Raw genomic sequence first — 15,643 nt, forward strand, 5'->3', positions numbered from 1 at the left:
CCGGTCTAGTTCCCGAAGGCTCGGCGCACTGCGGTGACCACCTGGTCGAGGTCGCCGGAGGTGAGGTGGGGGTGCACGGGCAGGCTGAGCACCTCGGCGGCGGCGCGTGCGGCGTTGGGGGTCTCACCGGCGACGACCCCCGGGTGGTCCTGGTAGCAGGCGTAGTCGTGCACCAGCCGGGGGTAGTAGATGCCGCTGCCCACACCCGCGTCGGCCAGGCGCTCGCCCAGCTCGTCTCGGGTGAGCGGGGCGTCGTCGGTCACCCGGACGGTGTACTGGTGGTAGACGTGGCGCCGCCCCGCGACCTCGGGGGGCGTCACCAGCCCCTCGAGGCCACTGAGGCCTTCGTCGAGGGCGGCGGCGTTGGCCCGCCGGGCCTCGGTGATCTCGTCGAGACGTTTCATCTGGGGGATGCCCACCGCCGCCTGCAGGTCGGTCATGCGGTAGTTGTGCCCCGCCAGCTCGTACTGGTAGCGGGCCCGCATCCCCTGGTTGCGCAGGAGGCGGAGCCGATCGGCCAGGTGGTCGTCGTCGGTGGTGACCACTCCCCCCTCGCCGGTCGTGACGTTCTTGGTGGCGTACAGCGAGAAGCAGGCCTGGCCGAACGCACCCACCCGGCGGCCGTGGACCTCCGCCCCGTGGGCCTGGGCGGCGTCTTCGACGACGGCGAGACCGTGGCGCTCGGCCATCGGGACGAGCGCGTCCATGTCTGCGGCCTGGCCGTAGAGGTGCACCGGCATCAGGACCCGGGTCCGGTCGGTCAGCGCACCCTCCACCGACGCCGCGTCGAGCCCGAAGTCGTCGAGGTCGATGTCGGCGAAGCGCACGGTGGCCCCGGCCTCGAGGGCGGCGTTGAGGGTGGCCACGAAGGTGAACGGGGTGGTCACCACCTCGTCGCCCGGTTCGAGCTCGAGCGCCTGGAGCGCGGCCACGAGGGCGGTGGTGCCGTTGTTGACGGCGACTGCGTGACGAGCACCGGTCATGGCGCTGAAGAGCTCTTCGAGGCGGGCGACCTTCGCACCCTGGGCGAGCATCCCCGATCGGAGCACCTCCAGCACCAGCTGCTCCTCGGCCTCGCCGAAGCGCACGGTGGTGATGGGAACAGTGATCGTCATGTGATGGCCCGCATAGCGTCCAAGATGGTAGTCACCCGCCGTTCCGGTCCAGACGACCGGTCCACCACCTGAGGGATGCGATGCCCCGTCCTGCCGCCATCCACCGCACGGCCATCGTCGCACCCGAGGTCGAGATCGGCGAGGGGACGGTGATCGGCCCCTACGCGGTGGTCGTGGCACCGTGCCGCATCGGCGACGACTGCTGGATCGGCCCTCATGCCGTGGTGGGCACCACCGCCGAGCACGTCGGCGAGATGGTCGTGCAGACAGTGGCATCGGAGGGTCCAGCTCCGACCGACGAGGAGATGTGGTTCGGTCGTCACGGCCGAGGGGTGCAGATCGGTTCGCGGACGATCCTCCGAGAGCGCTGCACGGTCCACTCGGGGACCGCCGGCCCGACCGTCATCGGAGACGACGTGTTCATGATGAACACGTCGCACGTGGCCCACGACGGCGTCCTCGGCGATCGGGTCCGGATGGCCAGCTACTCGACGTTGGGGGGCCACGTGACCATCGGCGACGACGCCAACATCGGCCTGGCGGCTGCGGTGCACCAGTGGCGGGTGGTCGGCGCCGGCGCCATGGTCGGCATGCAGGCTGCCGTCGTGAAGGACGTGGCGCCGTACCAGCTGGTCAAGGGCGTGCCCGCCGCCCCCGGCGGGGTGAACGCGGTCTGGCTGGAGCGCGCAGGCTATTCCGCGGCCGACATCGCCGGACTGACCCGCTTCTACGAGGGCGAGGCCGACGCCCTCCCGGCCGCGTTCGCCGACGCGCTGGCGTTGTGGGAGGCGTCGCGCCGAGCCTGAGGCTTCCCGGCCGCCCGACGCGCCGTATCGGGGTCACACCGTTCCCGTCCGACGCGCCGGCCTCGGCCAGGCCCTCGTGCCCCGTCAGCTGCTGGGCTGTCCCGGCGGCTCCGGCGACTCGTCGCTGCGGGTCGCAGGTCCCCCCGAGGATCCGAGTGCGGGCGGCTCAGCGTCATCGCTCGAGAGCAGTGCCACTTCCTGGGCGAGGACCTCGACCCGCTCCTCCAGGCGGCTCACGTGCACCGTGAGGTTGATGCAGACGATCAGCAGGAAGACGAAGGCCAGAGCGAAGACCAGGCTGGTGCCGTACACGATGCCGATGGCGCTCGAGAGGCGGTCGACGAGCGGTCGAGCGAGCCCCAGGAGCACGCCCATGACGCCGACCCCGAGCCACAGCAGGGCGTAGTTCTCCGAGAGGCGCCGCCGCCGCACCACCTCGAGGATCACGACCAACAACACGATGGCCAACGACAACACCGCGATCTCGAGCTTCACGATCCCCCTCCGACGAGTGCAGGCCGACGGAACCGATGGATGGAGACCACCAGCATGAGCCGTACCAGGTGGAACACGCTCTTGATCCTGCCCGCCGACGCGCGACCGCCCATCCGTTCGCGCATGCGGACGGGCACCTCGGCGATGCGCAACCCGTCGTCGTGCGCCAGCAGCAGAGCCTCCACCGTGTCCGACAGGTACTGCGACGGGTAGCTCGCAGCGAAGCGGTCGACGGCGCGGGCGCTGAAGGCCCGGAACCCACTCGTCGTGTCCGTGATCTCGACACCGAGGCGCCGCGACACCGTGCGCGACAGGGCCCGCATGCTCAGCCGGCGCAGTCCCGAGACCTGGTATCCCTCGGCGAACCTGGACCCCACGACGAGATCGACGCCTCCGTCGACGACCGCCGCGACCAGAGCATGGGCTCCCGCGGTGTCGTGCTGGCCGTCGGCATCGACCTGGATCACGACCGGGTACCCGGTCCTTCGCGCGTACTTGAAACCGGTGCGCAGCGCCGCCCCCACCCCGAGGTTGAAGGGGTGTCGGACGACCACGGCCCCGGCGTCCCTCGCCAACAGGGCCGTTCGGTCGCTCGAGCCATCGTCGATCACCAGCACATCGGCCTCGAGATCGCCGATGATCGCTTTGACGACGTCGCCGACAGTCGCTTCTTCGTTGAGTGCGGGCACGATGGCGAGCAACGTGCCATGCGGGTCGGCCACCGCCAGACCCTAGCTGGCCACCTCTACCGGCCCATCTCGGGGACGACCGCGGGGGCGACCTCCGTCAGCCTCACGTCGGGGTCCCGGAGGCGATCCTGACGGACCAGGACGACGATCGTCGACGCTCGAACGCGGTGCGCGCGTCGGTGAGGAGCGCTTCGTAGTTCTCCATGACCACATCCCAGGCATAGTGCTGCTCGACGTAGCGACGGCCGGCCTGCCCGAGGCGCTCGGCCACGGCGGGCTCTGCCAGCAAGATGTCCAATGCGGCCTCGAACTCCGCGAAGCCGACATAGGGGATGGCCCCGCCCGACCTACGGCTCTGGCCGACCAGGACATCGCACCGCCCCTGCACCAGGGCCGCTCGTTCGAGGGCCCACGCCTCGGTGAGCGCCATCGAGAAGCTCTCGAAGTACGACGGTTGGAGAAAAGCCAGCGAGCCGGCCAAGGCGTCGGTCTTCGCTTGCTCGGACAGGAAGCCGGTCAGCACGACATCGGGATGCGGTGGCAGCGGCACGACCTGGTCTCCCACGACCACGAGCTTCAAGGGCCCCGGGTTCCGTTCCTTGTAGGTCAGGAAGTACTGGTAGGCCTCGAGAGACCCCTTCCCAGGGTCCACTCTCCCCACGTAGACGAGGTACGGCTCGTCGCCGAGCCCGTGGGCCGCCCTGAACGTCGACCCGTCGCCCTCGACGTCGAGGTCCACCCCCACTCCCAGCACGTCGTTGAGGGTCTGCACCCCGCGGCTCTCCTCGACCAGCCCGCGCTCTTCGACGGTGAGGTAGCCGATCGCATCCGGCAGGCGGAAGAGTCGATCGTAGAGGGGCACGGTGAAGCCCGGCTCGTGGTGGGCAGTCGGGTGGAAGACCGTGCACACCTTGCCGGCCACTGCCTCGAGTCCGCGCACCGTGGGGAAGTAGTGGTACGTGAAGAAGACGATGACGTCGAGGTCCGAGGCGCGCTGGACCAGGTAGGCCGGAAGGTCCACGGTGCGGGGGCCCATGCGGTCCACCCACTCCTCCTGCAGGAAGAGCGGCACCGGTCGGTTGGTACCCACGTTCACCCAGTTGATGTCGGAGAAGTGTGCATCTCGAGGCCGATCGACCGGGAAGCGGTGAACCGTCACCCCGTTGACGTCGGTGGGGCCGGCCGGGAACTCGTTCACCCAGTCCGTGTAACGCCGAGCACAGCTCGTCGCCACCTCGACGTGGTGCCCGCGCTGCAGCATGTGCTCGGCGAACAGCCGGCAGCACTGCTCCGATCCCCCGGCGATGTCCTCTCCATAGCGTTGGACCACGAACATCAGCCGCATCAGATGACCTCGGCCAGTTCGTCGAGGAACGCGCTGATGTTGCGGTCGAGCACGAGCTCGTCAGCCCGCCGGCGCCCGTGCGCGCCCAGCTCCTGGGCGAGGCGCCGGTCAGCGTGGACCTCGCTGACCGCCTCCGCGAGCTCGACCGCCCCCGTGTCGGCCGGAAGGACCATGCCGCCGGCGCCGACCGTGTCGGCCAGGCCCCCGGAGTCTCGAGCGATGACCGGTACTCCCATCGCCAGCGCCTCGAGGACCGCGGGCGACGACCCCCGGTGCTCACTCGCCGTGACCACGATGTCCGCTCGGCGCATCACCGCGGCCAGCGCATCCTCACCCAGCGCACCGAGCATGAGGCACATGGGGATCCCCAGGTCCCGGGCGTGCTCCTGCAACGCCCTCGCGGTCACCGGGTCGGTCGAGGGACCGACGATCGCCAGCGTCGACGAGAGACCGATCCGGTGCAGAACGAGCTGCGCGTGCAGGATCACGTCGAGCCGTTCGTGCGCCAGCAGCTCGCCCACGGCGACCACGAGGGGATCGCCCACATAGGCGCTCAAGGTCTGCATGGCGTTCTCATCGGGGTCGACACGCCGCAACCGCCCCACGTCCAGCCCGACCGGGATCGTCACCACGTCGACGTAGCCGAGCGCCTCGAGGTCCTGGCCCGCTGGGCGGGAGTCGGCCACCGCGAGGGCCACCCGGGGACGCAGGAGCTCGAGTTCCCGCTGCCCCCAGTGGATCATCGCCGCCCGGTGAGGATCGTTCAGCTCGAACGACTCCATCGGTGGTGGACTCCGGTAGATCAGCACGAGGGGCTCGGGTCGCTCGAGCAGGAATCGCAATGCGGCAGGGTTCCCCTCCCCGCCGTGGAAGAGGATCACCCCGTCCTGGGAACCCACCGAGGGAAAGGTCCACAACGGCTCGATCCCGGCATCGACCGGCGCGTCCCCCACGACGAAGACACGTGACTCCCCGCACTGGCTCAGCACCGCGCCGAGGTTGCGGGCGCAGCTGATCCTGGGATCGTCGGGTCCCGCAGCGGCCACGACCTGGTGGAAGTACACCTCGTCAGGCCCGTGGGTCGCCGTGGCGGGCCTCGCCGGGAGGGAGGCGGGCCTCGATGTCGTCGAGGCGCCGGGCGATCTCCTCCAGCGAGGAGAGGCGGTCGGCGATGGTGGCCACACGACGCTCCGTCTCCGGGTGCCCGTGCAGAGCCAGCGTCTCGACCACATCGCTCATGCGGTCGACCACCCGACGGACGGTCACGGCGTAGTCCTGCATCTGGGCCAGCACCCCTCGGGTCTGGTGTCGGGCCAACCGGGCCCAGATCCGCTGGTACATCCGTACCAGCCGATGGCGCGACGTCCGCTCGATCCGGGAGGCGCCGAACGGCTCCATGCGGTCGAGCTCTGACACGGCCTCCTGGAGGATCTCGACCGCGGCGTGCTCGGTGGCCAACGTGGAGACCAGCGCCCGGTAGTGGTGGTCGAGCTGCTTCTCCATCCCCGGGGGGTAGTCACCCATGGCCCGACGTTCGGCGACCCTCTTGCGGATCCGTTCCAGAGCCGCCTCCACCTCGGACGAACCGGACTCTCTTGCAGGACCGTCGTCATCGTGGTCGCTCATCAGCTCGTCTCGATTCGCCGTCTGGCACCGGGGCCGGGTGCGGCGACCCCGCCGGCCGCCGCACAGGCATTTAGTACATCACCCGGAAAGCCGTTCGACCAGACGGCTCAGGGGAACGCGGAAGTCGTCGAGGAGGGGGAGTCCCGACATGCGCAGGGCGGCGTTGTCGAGCACCGAGTTCGCCGGCCGCGGCGCCGGCCGGGGGGGCTGCAGATCGGCGGTGGCCACCGGCCGGACCCGGTCCGGGTCCTGGCCGCTGGCAGCGAGGACCTCGCGCGCGAACTCGTACCAGCTCACCGCCCCTTGGTTGGTGACGTGGAACGTGCCCGGTCGGTGCTCGACCACCAGACGCATGATCATGGCGGCCAGGTCGTCGGCGAAGGTGGGGTGGCCCCTCTGATCGTCGACGAAGCTGAGGGTCTCGTGCTCGCCGGCCAGGCGCAGGATGGTCTTCACCATGTTGCCGCCGTGGTAGCCGCACACCCAGGAGGTGCGGATCACGGTGGACCCGGGGTCGAGCTCGTGCTCCCCCGCCAACTTCGACGCGCCGTAGACCGAGGCCGGCGAGGTCGGGTCCCACTCGGTGTAGGGGCTCGCCTTGGTGCCGTCGAAGACGTAGTCGGTCGAGACGTAGAACACCGGCGCCCCGACGCGGCGGGCGCCCTCGGCCACGTGGCGGGTGCCGAGGGCGTTCACCAGGAAGGCCCGCTCGGGGTCGCCCTCGCAGGCATCCACCGCCGTCCACGCCGCCGGGTGCACCACGGCATCGGGTCGGGTCGAGGTGATGGCGGCCAGCACCGCGTCGCGGTCGGACACGTCGACGGTGGCGTGGTCGGCGGCCACCACCTCGTGGTGCCCGGCGGCCTCGAAGCAGGCCACCAGCTCCGAACCGACCTGGCCGCCGGCGCCGGTGATGAGGACGCGCACGGTTCTCAGGCCCCCTTCAGGGGTTCCCACCAGGCGCGGTTGGCCCGGTACCAGTCGACGGTGGCCGCCAACGCCTCGTCGAGGCTGCGGCTCGGGTTCCAGCCCAGGGCGTTGGCCTTGGAGCAGTCGATCGAGTAGCGGCGGTCGTGGCCGAGGCGATCGGTGACGTACTCGATCATGTCGTCGCCGGCGCCGCACAGGGCCAGCACCTTCTCGGTGAGTTCCCGGTTGGTGGTCTCGTTGCCCCCGCCGATGTTGTAGATCTCGCCGATCTCGCCCTTGCGCAGGACCATGTCGACGCCGGTGCAGTTGTCCTCGACGTAGATCCAGTCGCGGATGTTGAGTCCGTCGCCGTAGAGCGGGACCTTCTTGGCATCGAGCAGGTTGGTGACGAACAGCGGGATGACCTTCTCGGGGAACTGGTAGGGCCCGAAGTTGTTCGACGAGCGGGTGACGATGACCGGCAGGTCGTAGGTCTCCTCGTAGGACAGCGCGATGAGGTCCGAGCCCGCCTTGGACGAGGAGTACGGCGAGCGGGGGCCCAACCGGTCGGTCTCGACGAACGACCCCTCCTCGATGGAGCCGTAGACCTCGTCGGTGGAGATGTGCAGGAACCTCTCGACGCCGATCTGGCGGGCCACGTCGCACATCACGTTGGTGCCCAGGCAGTTGGTGCGCACGAAGGTGTCGGGGTCGACGATGGAGCGATCGACGTGGCTCTCGGCCGCGAAGTGCACCACCGCGTCGTGCCCGGCCATGGCCGCGGCCACCGCCTCGCGGTCGCAGATGTCGCCCTGCACGAAGCGGTACCGGGGGTCGTCGGCCACGTCGGCCAGGCTGGAGAGGTTGCCGGCGTAGGTCAGCGCGTCGTAGACGGTGACCTCGTCGTCGGTGGTGCCCAGCACGTGACGCACGTAGTTGGAGCCGATGAACCCGGCCGCGCCGGTGACGAAGAGCTTCATGGACGAGGAGACCTTTCGAGCGGGTCGAGCGCATCGCGCTCCCGGGCCGGGAGCACCGCGCGATCTAGGGACGCAGGCCGTAGTGGGGTTGCCACTGGGGCTCGATGTCGGCACGGCGGGGGTTCGCCTGGTCGCGCCCCGACAAGATGGGGTCAGTGACCCCCCAGTCGGCGGCGATGGCCGGGTCGTCCCACGCCACGCCCAGCTCGTCGGTGGGGTTGTAGTAGCCGTCGACCAGGTAGGTGATGGTCATGTCGGTGAGCGCGGCGAAGCCGTGCGCGACACCCGGGGGGATGAACACGCCGCGGTGGGGGTTCGTGCCGTCGGGCTGCACCCCGAGATCGAGCCACAGGGTGGCGCCGTCGGTGGGCGAACCGGTGCGCAGGTCGTGCAGCACCACCCGGGCGGTGCCGAAGGGCACGTACCAGTAGTCGGCCTGGTGGAGGTGGTAGTGCAGGCCGACGATGGCACCCGCCTGGCGATCACCCCGGTTCCCCTGGATCATCTCGCGGCCCTGGGGGAACCACTCCCGGCGATAGGTCTCGACGAAGAAGCCCCGGTCGTCACCGTGGACCACGGGATCGACGACGTGCACGCCGGCGATGACATCGGAAGGGTGGACGACAGCCATGGGAACGTGCCTCGAGGTGGTCCGAAGGGGGTTCGTACGGGACCGGAGGCTAGCGGAAGCGCCACCGCGCTCCGTGGGCACCACCCATCCGCCCCGGTCCGGCGGCGATGATGCTGCCGAGGTACGCGCCGGGGGCCGTCTGGCCGGGCGGTAACCTGCGACCCGCCTCTGACCACCGGAGGCCCCAGTGGCGGTGCTGGGCGCTCGACGCCATCGGGGCGAAGGAGGCGGACGTGCCGAACGAACCCGTCCTGGCGGAAAGCACGAGCGTCGACGGCCCCTCTGCCGGTCGGGGCGGCCGCGTGGGATCGACCGCCGCTCGCTGGCTTCCCTTCGTGGTGCTCGTCCCTCCCACCCTGGTCGCCACCGTGGGCCTGATCGGACTCACCCAGGCCTTCCTCGGCTCCTTCTCTGCCCTGTGGGCTCTGGCCGGTGGCCTGGTCGTGACCGGAGCGATCCTCGGGGTGGGAGTCCGAGTCGTTCGCGCGACGCCCACCGCACGTCGAGAGGTGCCGCCCTTCGGAGTCGCCCTTCTCATCTCCGTCGCGTTCGCCCTGTGGGCCGGCTGGGCGCCGGCCCAGCACGTCCTCATCGATCGTGACCCCGGCTCGTACGCCAACACGGCGGTGTGGTTGGCGAACGACGGAGACCTGGCGGTGGAGACCGATGGCGAGGTGTACCAGACCCTCCGCGACGAGGAGCTCCGGCTCCACTCGGCAGCCGTGACCACCGCCGGGCCCGACGAGCTCCAGTTCCAGTTCAACCACCTCACCAGCGTGATCCTGGCCGTCGGCTACGAGGTGGGCGGCTACCAGCTGATGGTGCGCGTCCCGGCCCTGGCCACGGCAGCCGGGCTCTTGGTCGTCTACGCGTTCGCAGCGCGAGCCTTGCGACGACCGTGGATCGCCCTTCTGGTGCCCGGAGCCCTCGCGTTGATGGCTCCGGTGCTGTTCATCGCTCGCGACACCTACTCGGAGCCGTTCGCCTTCCTGGTCGCCTGGGGAGCCTTCTTCGCCCTTGTCTCCGCGTACGAACGCTCCTCCCCGCTCCTCGCAGCCTGGGGTGGGTTCTTGCTCGGCGCGGTCACGGCGATCCGGGTCGACGCGCTCTTGTACGTCGCCCTCGCCGTGCCGTTGGGCGCCCTGGCCGTCGCGATGCGCTTCCACTCACCGCGACGACGGCGGACGTTGCTGGCCGTGGGAGCGGCGGCGGTCGGCCTCCTGCCTGGCCTTCTCATCGGGTGGGCCGACCTCGAGTGGCACTCCAGGGTGTACGCCTCTGCGCTCTCCGGCCAGATCGCCTCTCTGCGGATCCTGCTCGTGGGGGCCACCCTGGTGTCGGCCGTCGGGGCGTGGGCGGTGATCTGGCTCTCCGGTCGCCCCGACGTACTGGAGCGGGCCCGCCGGGTCGCCCGACGGGCGGCTCCCTTCGCCGCGATCCTCCTGGCCGTCGGCCTCCTCGCGGCGTGGTTGCTCCGACCGTTCCTGTTCGAAGCACGAGGTGCGAGCAGAATCCGCTACCTCGAGCACTATCAGGCCCTCGAGGGCCTGGAGGTCGACGGCCGTCTCCGCTACACGGAAGAGACCCTCTGGTGGATGGCTTGGTACCTCGGCCCGATCGGGCTGGCGGCGGCGATCGCCGGGCTGGCAACGACAGCGGCGCGGGCCCTCCGCAGCCGCGTCACGCCGGGCGCTCTCGTCGCCCTGGTCCTCTGTCTGGCGGCCGGTTCGCTCTACTGGCTCCGGCCCAGCATCACGCCCGACCAGCTCTGGGCGTCACGTCGGTTCGTCCCTGTCGTGTTGCCGGCGCTGAGCATCATGGCGACGGTCGCCGTCGCGGCCGTCTGGTCGGTACGGACCCGCCCCATGGTCATGCGGGGGCTGGCGACGTTGCTCGGCCTCTCCTTGCTGGTCGGTCCCCTGCTCGTCACCTTCCCGATCCGCGACGGCGTCCAGCAGGCCGGCTACGTCCAGGTCGTCGAAGAAGCCTGCGCCGCAGTGCCCGACGACACCGTCTTCTTCGTCGTCGGTCCCCACGCGTCCATCGTCCTGCCCCAGACACTCCGTTCCTGGTGTGGTCACCCAGCAGCCATCGTCAGGGGTCCCGACGAGCTGGCCACCGCCACCGCCGCGGCCGATCGAATGCGGGGCCTGGGCCGGGCCCCGGTGGCCGTCTCCACCGATCCGGGGGCGCTCCAGATCCTCCAGCCCTTGGCCGGGGCCGACACCATCGTCACCTCGACCGCAGTGTCCTCGAACGAGATCGTTCCCACCATCAGCGGGCCCCCGACCGACTACGCGGAGAGCACCTTCACCCTCTACCTCCTGCCGTTGGACTGAACGGCTGGACGGCTGGACGGCCCCGACCCACCCGACCACTACGCTCGCCCCATGGCGGTGGACGACCGAGGAATCACGAGAGACGCCACCGGCGATCGAGCCGACGGACGCAAGCTGATCATCCAGATCCCGTGCCTCAACGAGGAGGAGCAGCTCCCGGCGACGCTGGCCGAGCTCCCCCGCCACGTCCCCGGCTTCGACGTCGTCGAGTGGCTGGTCATCGACGACGGCAGCACCGACCGAACCGTCGAGGTCGCCCGCGAATGCGGCGTCGACCACATCGTGAGCCTGCCCTACAACCGTGGCCTGGCCACCGCCTTCACCACGGGCCTCGACGCGGCCCTTCGAGCCGGCGCCGACGTGATCGTCAACACCGATGCCGACAACCAGTACGACGCCGCCTGCATCCCCGACCTGGTCGCTCCGGTCGTCGCCGACGAGGCCGACATGGCTGTCGGAGAACGACCGATCGAGTCCATCCAGACGTTCTCGTTCGTGAAGAAGCGCCTCCAACGGCTCGGCAGCTGGACGGTGCGCCTCTTCAGCCGGACCGAGGTCCGCGACGCGGCCTCGGGGTTCCGGGCCTTCTCGCGAACCGCCGCCCTCAAGGTCCAGCTCAACGGCCGCTACTCCTACACGATGGAGACCCTGATCCAGGCCGGCTGGGAGAACCTCCGGGTGGCCACCGTTCCGGTCCAGGTCAACGGCGAGACGCGACCCTCGCGCCTGGTCCGCAGCATGCCTCGCTACGTGTTCCACTCGGCACAGACCATCCTGAGGAGCTTCGTCCTCTACAAGCCGTTCCGCTTCTTCTTCGTCCTGGGCGCGCTCCCGTTCCTCCTCAGCACCATTCTCGTCGTGCGCTGGTTCGCGCTCACATGGTTCGGCGATTCATCGGGGAGCCGAGTCCCCAGCCTGGTGGCAGCCGCGGTGCTGATGCTGATGGCGTTCCAGCTCTGGATCTTCGGTGTGATCGCCGACCTCATGTCGGTCAACCGCAGGATCCTCTCGGAGCTTCGGTTCGCCGAGCGCCTTCGAAACCTCTCCGGGCCGGAAGCCGACGACGGACCGGCTACCCGAACAGCCACCGCGACAGAGATGAGCAGCCGTGCCCCCCGATCCTGACAGGGACTCCGACCCGATCGACTACCAGGAGTACCTCGCCTGGACCTACTTCGGCGAGGGGGGACTCGACGCGTCCGAGTTCGAGCGGTTCGGCGCACTTCTCGACGGGGTCGACACCTTCATCGACGTCGGAGCCTCGCACGGCGTGTACACGTTCCATGCGCTCCGCCACATGGCCACCGGAAGGATCATCGCCATCGAGGCCGACCCGGCCCGCTTCGCGCTCCTGCAGAAGAACGTGGCCGAGTGGACCACCGACACCGACGTCGAGGTGGAGTGCCGATTCGCCGCCGTCTCGGACGACGAGGACCTCCGCGACGGGCCCACGGTCGAGTTCTACACGACCGGGACCCAGATCTCCGGTGGCCTCTTCCCCGTCGAGGAGCGCTCCAACGAGTACGCACCCGTCGAGGTCCCGTTGATCAAGCTGGACGACCTGCTCGACGCTGATCACCGGTACCTCGTCAAGATCGATGTCGAGGGTGGGGAGCTACGGGTCCTCAAGGGCGCTCGAGAGATGATCCGGTCCGGCGCGGCGACCTTCTTCGTGGAGCTGTCCTGGTGGGGCGACCGCGACCGGGGGACGTCGGTCCTCACCTCCATCCGCTTCATCCACCGCCAGGGCCTCGGGATCCGTCGAAGGCTGCGATCCGACTACCTGCTGTTCCCCGAACCGTCACGGCTGCGAGCGATCGGCCAGACGGCGCGTGTCGTTCCACCCCTGCTCCCGCGCTACCTCTTCACCACCCTCGTGCCGGCGCGGCTGCGTCGTGCCTACATCCGCCGCCAGAACCGCCAACGCCTGTCTCGGGCACCGCGATCGTCCTGAGCCAACGCCGCGTCGCCACCGCTCACCTCCGTGGCGTCGCCGTGCCTGCGCGTGCCGTCAGCGCGCGCCGAACGGGCCTCCGCCGACCGGTGCAGCGCCCGTGAAGTCACGATGAAGCTCGGGATCCCCGCGATCAGCACGACGGCGAGGCTGATCGCCCGCTCCGCGGAGGAACCCAGGATGCCGTCGCTGAACGGCCGACCCAAGGCAACGACCGCTGCTGCGATGGCCAGCTCGCGGATCCCGAGGCCGGCGGGGGTGATCGCCACGAAGGTCGCCAGCGCAGCGATGGGGGCGATGGCCAGGAAGAAGAAGTAGGAGTCGTCCACTCCGAGCCAGCCGAAAGCGATGTCCAGCCGCCAGGCGGCCAGCCCATAGCGGGCCGCCTCGAGCACGAAGACCACTGCGGCGGCGGCGCGTGCCCGACGGGCCCTCTCCCATCCCTGTCCGAGGCGCACCCAGGCCGACCCGAGACGGGTCTCCCGGGGTTTCGGCGACACCGGCACCACCGCGGCCGCCCCTGCCACTGCGATCAGGAAGACCAACCCCACCGTCAGCAGCAACGACCAGGTGCCGTCGGTGAGGCCCAAGCAGACGAGGGCGAAGAGCCCGGTCACGCCCGTGGCGAAGATGGTGATCACGAAGTTGGCGCTGTAGGCCGCTGTGGAGATCGAGTACGGCATCTCGTGGACGTCGCGGAGGTACTTGAACCGATAGAGGGTGCCGATCTGGCCGGGCAGGTAGTTGCCGGCCTGGCCGGCGGAGTACAGCAGCCAGTTCTCGCCGTAGCCGATCCGCGCTCCCATCACCCGGTACAGGAGCCCGAACTCCATGGCGTTCAAGAGGAATCCGAGTGCGCTCAGCACCGCCACCAGCAGGATCTGGGTGGGAGGGATGTCCCCCAGCGCCTCGAACTGCGAGCGTCGGCTGTAGACGTAGCCGCCCAGTAGGCCCACGGCCACCGTGGGGACCACGACGTTGTACAGCCACCAACGTCGACCCCGGACCGAGCGAGTCAAGTGACGAGCCGGCTGAACGATCCGTAGGACGCCAGCAGCCCGATCGCCTGGAAGGCGTGCTTGGAGATCGCCACTCGCTCCCGATAGACGCGTTCGGCCACCTTCGGTCGCAGGATCTCCTCGACGTAGGCCCGGTCGTAGGCAAAGGGAAGGTCGTCGAGCAGTTCGAGGACCGTCGATCGAAGGGGACCGGCATACCAGCCGTCCACCGGCGCTTCCGTGGGTGACTGCTTGGGTTGGTAGACGACCTCCTCGGGAAGTAGCCCTGCTGCGATGGCGGCCTCCTGGAGCACAGGCTTGCCCTCGGCCCCGCGCAGCCGCCCATGGGGTTGCTGGCGGTGGGTCGGCAACGCAGCGAACGCCTCCTTGAACCGCGGTGCGACGAACGGAGAGAAGACAGGGAGCCCGGTGCGCGCCACGACGCCCTCGACCTTCGACTGGCTCTGGCCGGTGAGGGTGTTGCCCTCCACCGCCAGTCGTGCCGAGGTGGTCTGGCGCGAGGCCTCGGCCAGACGACGCCGGACCTGGTCGACCGGTTCACTCTGGGTCGGTCCGGTCCCGCCCACCCGCAGACGGTGCAGGGCGACCTCGTCGAGGTAGCGCGTCGGGAGGTGGAGCCCGGCGGGGCCGTCCAGGAGGCTGGCGGACACAGCGCTCCGTCCCACCCGGGCGACGTGGCCCAGACGACGGTCCACCGGTCGCGTGCCGAGGAGACGCAAGACGGCCTTGCGGACAGGAGCCGGCACCCGCCGCAGCGACGTGGTGGCGTTCGCCCGGGCGTTGATGGTGGGGTAGGCCGCGAACAGCGCATCGCAGCCGTCGCCGGTGAAGATCGCCTGTGCCCCGGCTGCTCTTGCGGCCTCGGCCGCGATGATGGTCTGGAGCTGGTAGTGGGGTTGGGGGCTCGGCTGGTTGAGCCTGGCGGGGAGCGTCGTCAACGCCTCCCCCATCAGGTCCGGGGTGAATCGCACCCAGTGGTGCTCGGCTCGAGCGGCGGCGACTGCGGCCTCGACGTGGCGCTGCTGGAAGCCGGGTTCCGCGTACGAGAATGTGAACGTGTGCACGGCGCGGCCGGTGCGGTGCAGGGCCGCCGCCACCAGGGCCGAGTCGAAACCGCCGAGGAGGACCCCGACCGTGCGTGCCGAGCCGGCCTGTTGGTCGACGACCTCGCACACCAGCTCGGCGAGATCAGAAGCATCGGCTGGCTCGGTGGGCCCGGACTCCGCCGGTACCGCCTCCAGCTCGTCACCCGAGGCGACATCGAACACGGCCGGACGAGCCAGCACGGCGACGCCCTCGAACACCGTTCGGCCATCGGGGAGGAACCCGAAGCCCAACAGGAAGTCCTCGTAGGAGCGGTCCAGGGAGAGGTCCGGCCCGAGGGCCGCCGCCAGAGCGCCGACGTGGGTCGATACCAGCACCCCATTCGGCCCTCGGTGCTGGAAGAGACGCTGGTTGCCCTCGCCCGACCCGACCAGGAGCGTGCCTGCGTCGAGGGCCACGGCGACGGTGCCATCGGGCACTCGTCCGAGGCGCAGATCGGCGATCGGTGGTCCGGCTCGCACGCCGAGCGACGCCACGGCACCTTCAGGCGCTCGGCGGAGCTGGGCCATGGGCCCACCGCTCGAGGCTAGGGCGATGACCCCCCGACCGCCCTCGACCCGTTCGACTCCGGTGGCACCCTGTTCACCTGCCCACGACAGAGCCCGCTCGATCGCGCCAGGGGCGAGATCGA

At 69.9% G+C, this 15,643-nt stretch carries 15 protein-coding genes; 4 read left to right on the plus strand and 11 right to left on the minus strand.

Features of this window, described 5'->3' with window-relative positions; genetic code table 11:
- Positions 1-5: 5 nt before the first annotated feature.
- Positions 6-1,115: a DegT/DnrJ/EryC1/StrS family aminotransferase gene (locus LUW87_RS05875; protein WP_232670159.1), complete on the minus strand. Its 1,110-nt coding sequence runs from the start codon at positions 1,113-1,115 to the stop codon at positions 6-8.
- 80 nt (positions 1,116-1,195) lie between these two features.
- Between LUW87_RS05875 and LUW87_RS05880 the strand changes: the two genes are divergently transcribed.
- The gene (locus LUW87_RS05880; RefSeq protein WP_232670160.1) at positions 1,196-1,921 is read left to right on the plus strand and encodes a DapH/DapD/GlmU-related protein; all 726 of its coding nucleotides are present in this window, start codon (positions 1,196-1,198) and stop codon (positions 1,919-1,921) included.
- 84 nt (positions 1,922-2,005) lie between these two features.
- Here LUW87_RS05880 and LUW87_RS05885 read toward each other — a convergent pair whose 3' ends face one another.
- From LUW87_RS05885 to LUW87_RS05920, 8 genes are all read right to left on the minus strand, one after another.
- A complete protein-coding gene (locus LUW87_RS05885) occupies positions 2,006-2,416 on the minus strand; it encodes a DUF2304 domain-containing protein (RefSeq protein ID WP_232670161.1) in 411 nt (136 codons plus the stop codon).
- Entirely contained in the window at positions 2,413-3,138 is a 726-nt protein-coding gene (locus LUW87_RS05890; RefSeq protein ID WP_232670162.1) for a glycosyltransferase family 2 protein, read from the minus strand. The genes LUW87_RS05885 and LUW87_RS05890 overlap by 4 nt, the downstream gene beginning before the upstream one ends.
- 70 nt (positions 3,139-3,208) lie before the next feature.
- Positions 3,209-4,450, minus strand: coding sequence for a glycosyltransferase family 4 protein (locus LUW87_RS05895; protein ID WP_232670163.1), 1,242 nt, complete (start codon positions 4,448-4,450; stop codon positions 3,209-3,211).
- A complete protein-coding gene (locus LUW87_RS19105; RefSeq protein WP_232670164.1) occupies positions 4,450-5,514 on the minus strand; it encodes a glycosyltransferase family 4 protein in 1,065 nt (354 codons plus the stop codon). The genes LUW87_RS05895 and LUW87_RS19105 overlap by 1 nt, the downstream gene beginning before the upstream one ends.
- A gap of 4 nt (positions 5,515-5,518) precedes the next feature.
- Positions 5,519-6,076 (minus strand): hypothetical protein, encoded by a 558-nt coding sequence (locus LUW87_RS05905; protein ID WP_232670165.1) that lies wholly within the window; start codon positions 6,074-6,076, stop codon positions 5,519-5,521.
- 78 nt (positions 6,077-6,154) lie between these two features.
- Entirely contained in the window at positions 6,155-7,003 is an 849-nt protein-coding gene (gene rfbD / locus LUW87_RS05910; protein WP_232670166.1) for a dTDP-4-dehydrorhamnose reductase, read from the minus strand.
- Positions 7,004-7,008: 5 nt separating this feature from the next.
- Positions 7,009-7,965, minus strand: coding sequence for a dTDP-glucose 4,6-dehydratase (gene rfbB / locus LUW87_RS05915; RefSeq protein ID WP_232670167.1), 957 nt, complete (start codon positions 7,963-7,965; stop codon positions 7,009-7,011).
- A 64-nt stretch (positions 7,966-8,029) separates the two neighbouring features.
- Positions 8,030-8,596 (minus strand): dTDP-4-dehydrorhamnose 3,5-epimerase family protein, encoded by a 567-nt coding sequence (locus LUW87_RS05920; protein ID WP_232670168.1) that lies wholly within the window; start codon positions 8,594-8,596, stop codon positions 8,030-8,032.
- A 233-nt stretch (positions 8,597-8,829) separates the two neighbouring features.
- Here LUW87_RS05920 and LUW87_RS05925 point away from each other — a divergent pair, with 233 nt between their 5' ends.
- The 3 genes from LUW87_RS05925 to LUW87_RS05935 are packed head-to-tail and all read left to right on the plus strand — an operon-like array spanning position 8,830 to position 12,889.
- On the plus strand, positions 8,830-10,935 hold the full coding sequence (locus LUW87_RS05925; RefSeq protein ID WP_232670169.1) for an ArnT family glycosyltransferase: 2,106 nt from the start codon (positions 8,830-8,832) through the stop codon (positions 10,933-10,935).
- A gap of 51 nt (positions 10,936-10,986) precedes the next feature.
- Positions 10,987-12,060, plus strand: a complete 1,074-nt coding sequence (locus LUW87_RS05930; protein WP_232670170.1) for a glycosyltransferase family 2 protein — start codon at positions 10,987-10,989, stop codon at positions 12,058-12,060.
- Positions 12,044-12,889 carry an FkbM family methyltransferase gene (locus LUW87_RS05935; RefSeq protein WP_232670172.1) on the plus strand — a complete coding sequence of 282 codons (846 nt, stop codon included), beginning with the start codon at positions 12,044-12,046 and terminating at the stop codon, positions 12,887-12,889. The genes LUW87_RS05930 and LUW87_RS05935 overlap by 17 nt, the downstream gene beginning before the upstream one ends.
- Here the strand turns inward: LUW87_RS05935 and LUW87_RS05940 are convergent.
- Entirely contained in the window at positions 12,835-13,908 is a 1,074-nt protein-coding gene (locus LUW87_RS05940) for a lysylphosphatidylglycerol synthase domain-containing protein (protein ID WP_232670173.1), read from the minus strand. The genes LUW87_RS05935 and LUW87_RS05940 overlap by 55 nt on opposite strands.
- Positions 13,905-15,521 (minus strand): asparagine synthase-related protein, encoded by a 1,617-nt coding sequence (locus LUW87_RS05945; RefSeq protein WP_232670174.1) that lies wholly within the window; start codon positions 15,519-15,521, stop codon positions 13,905-13,907. The genes LUW87_RS05940 and LUW87_RS05945 overlap by 4 nt, the downstream gene beginning before the upstream one ends.
- Positions 15,522-15,643 lie beyond the last annotated feature (122 nt).

The sequence above is a fragment of the Rhabdothermincola salaria genome, assembly GCF_021246445.1.
Lineage (GTDB): Bacteria > Actinomycetota > Acidimicrobiia > Acidimicrobiales > Acidimicrobilacustridaceae > Rhabdothermincola_A > Rhabdothermincola_A salaria.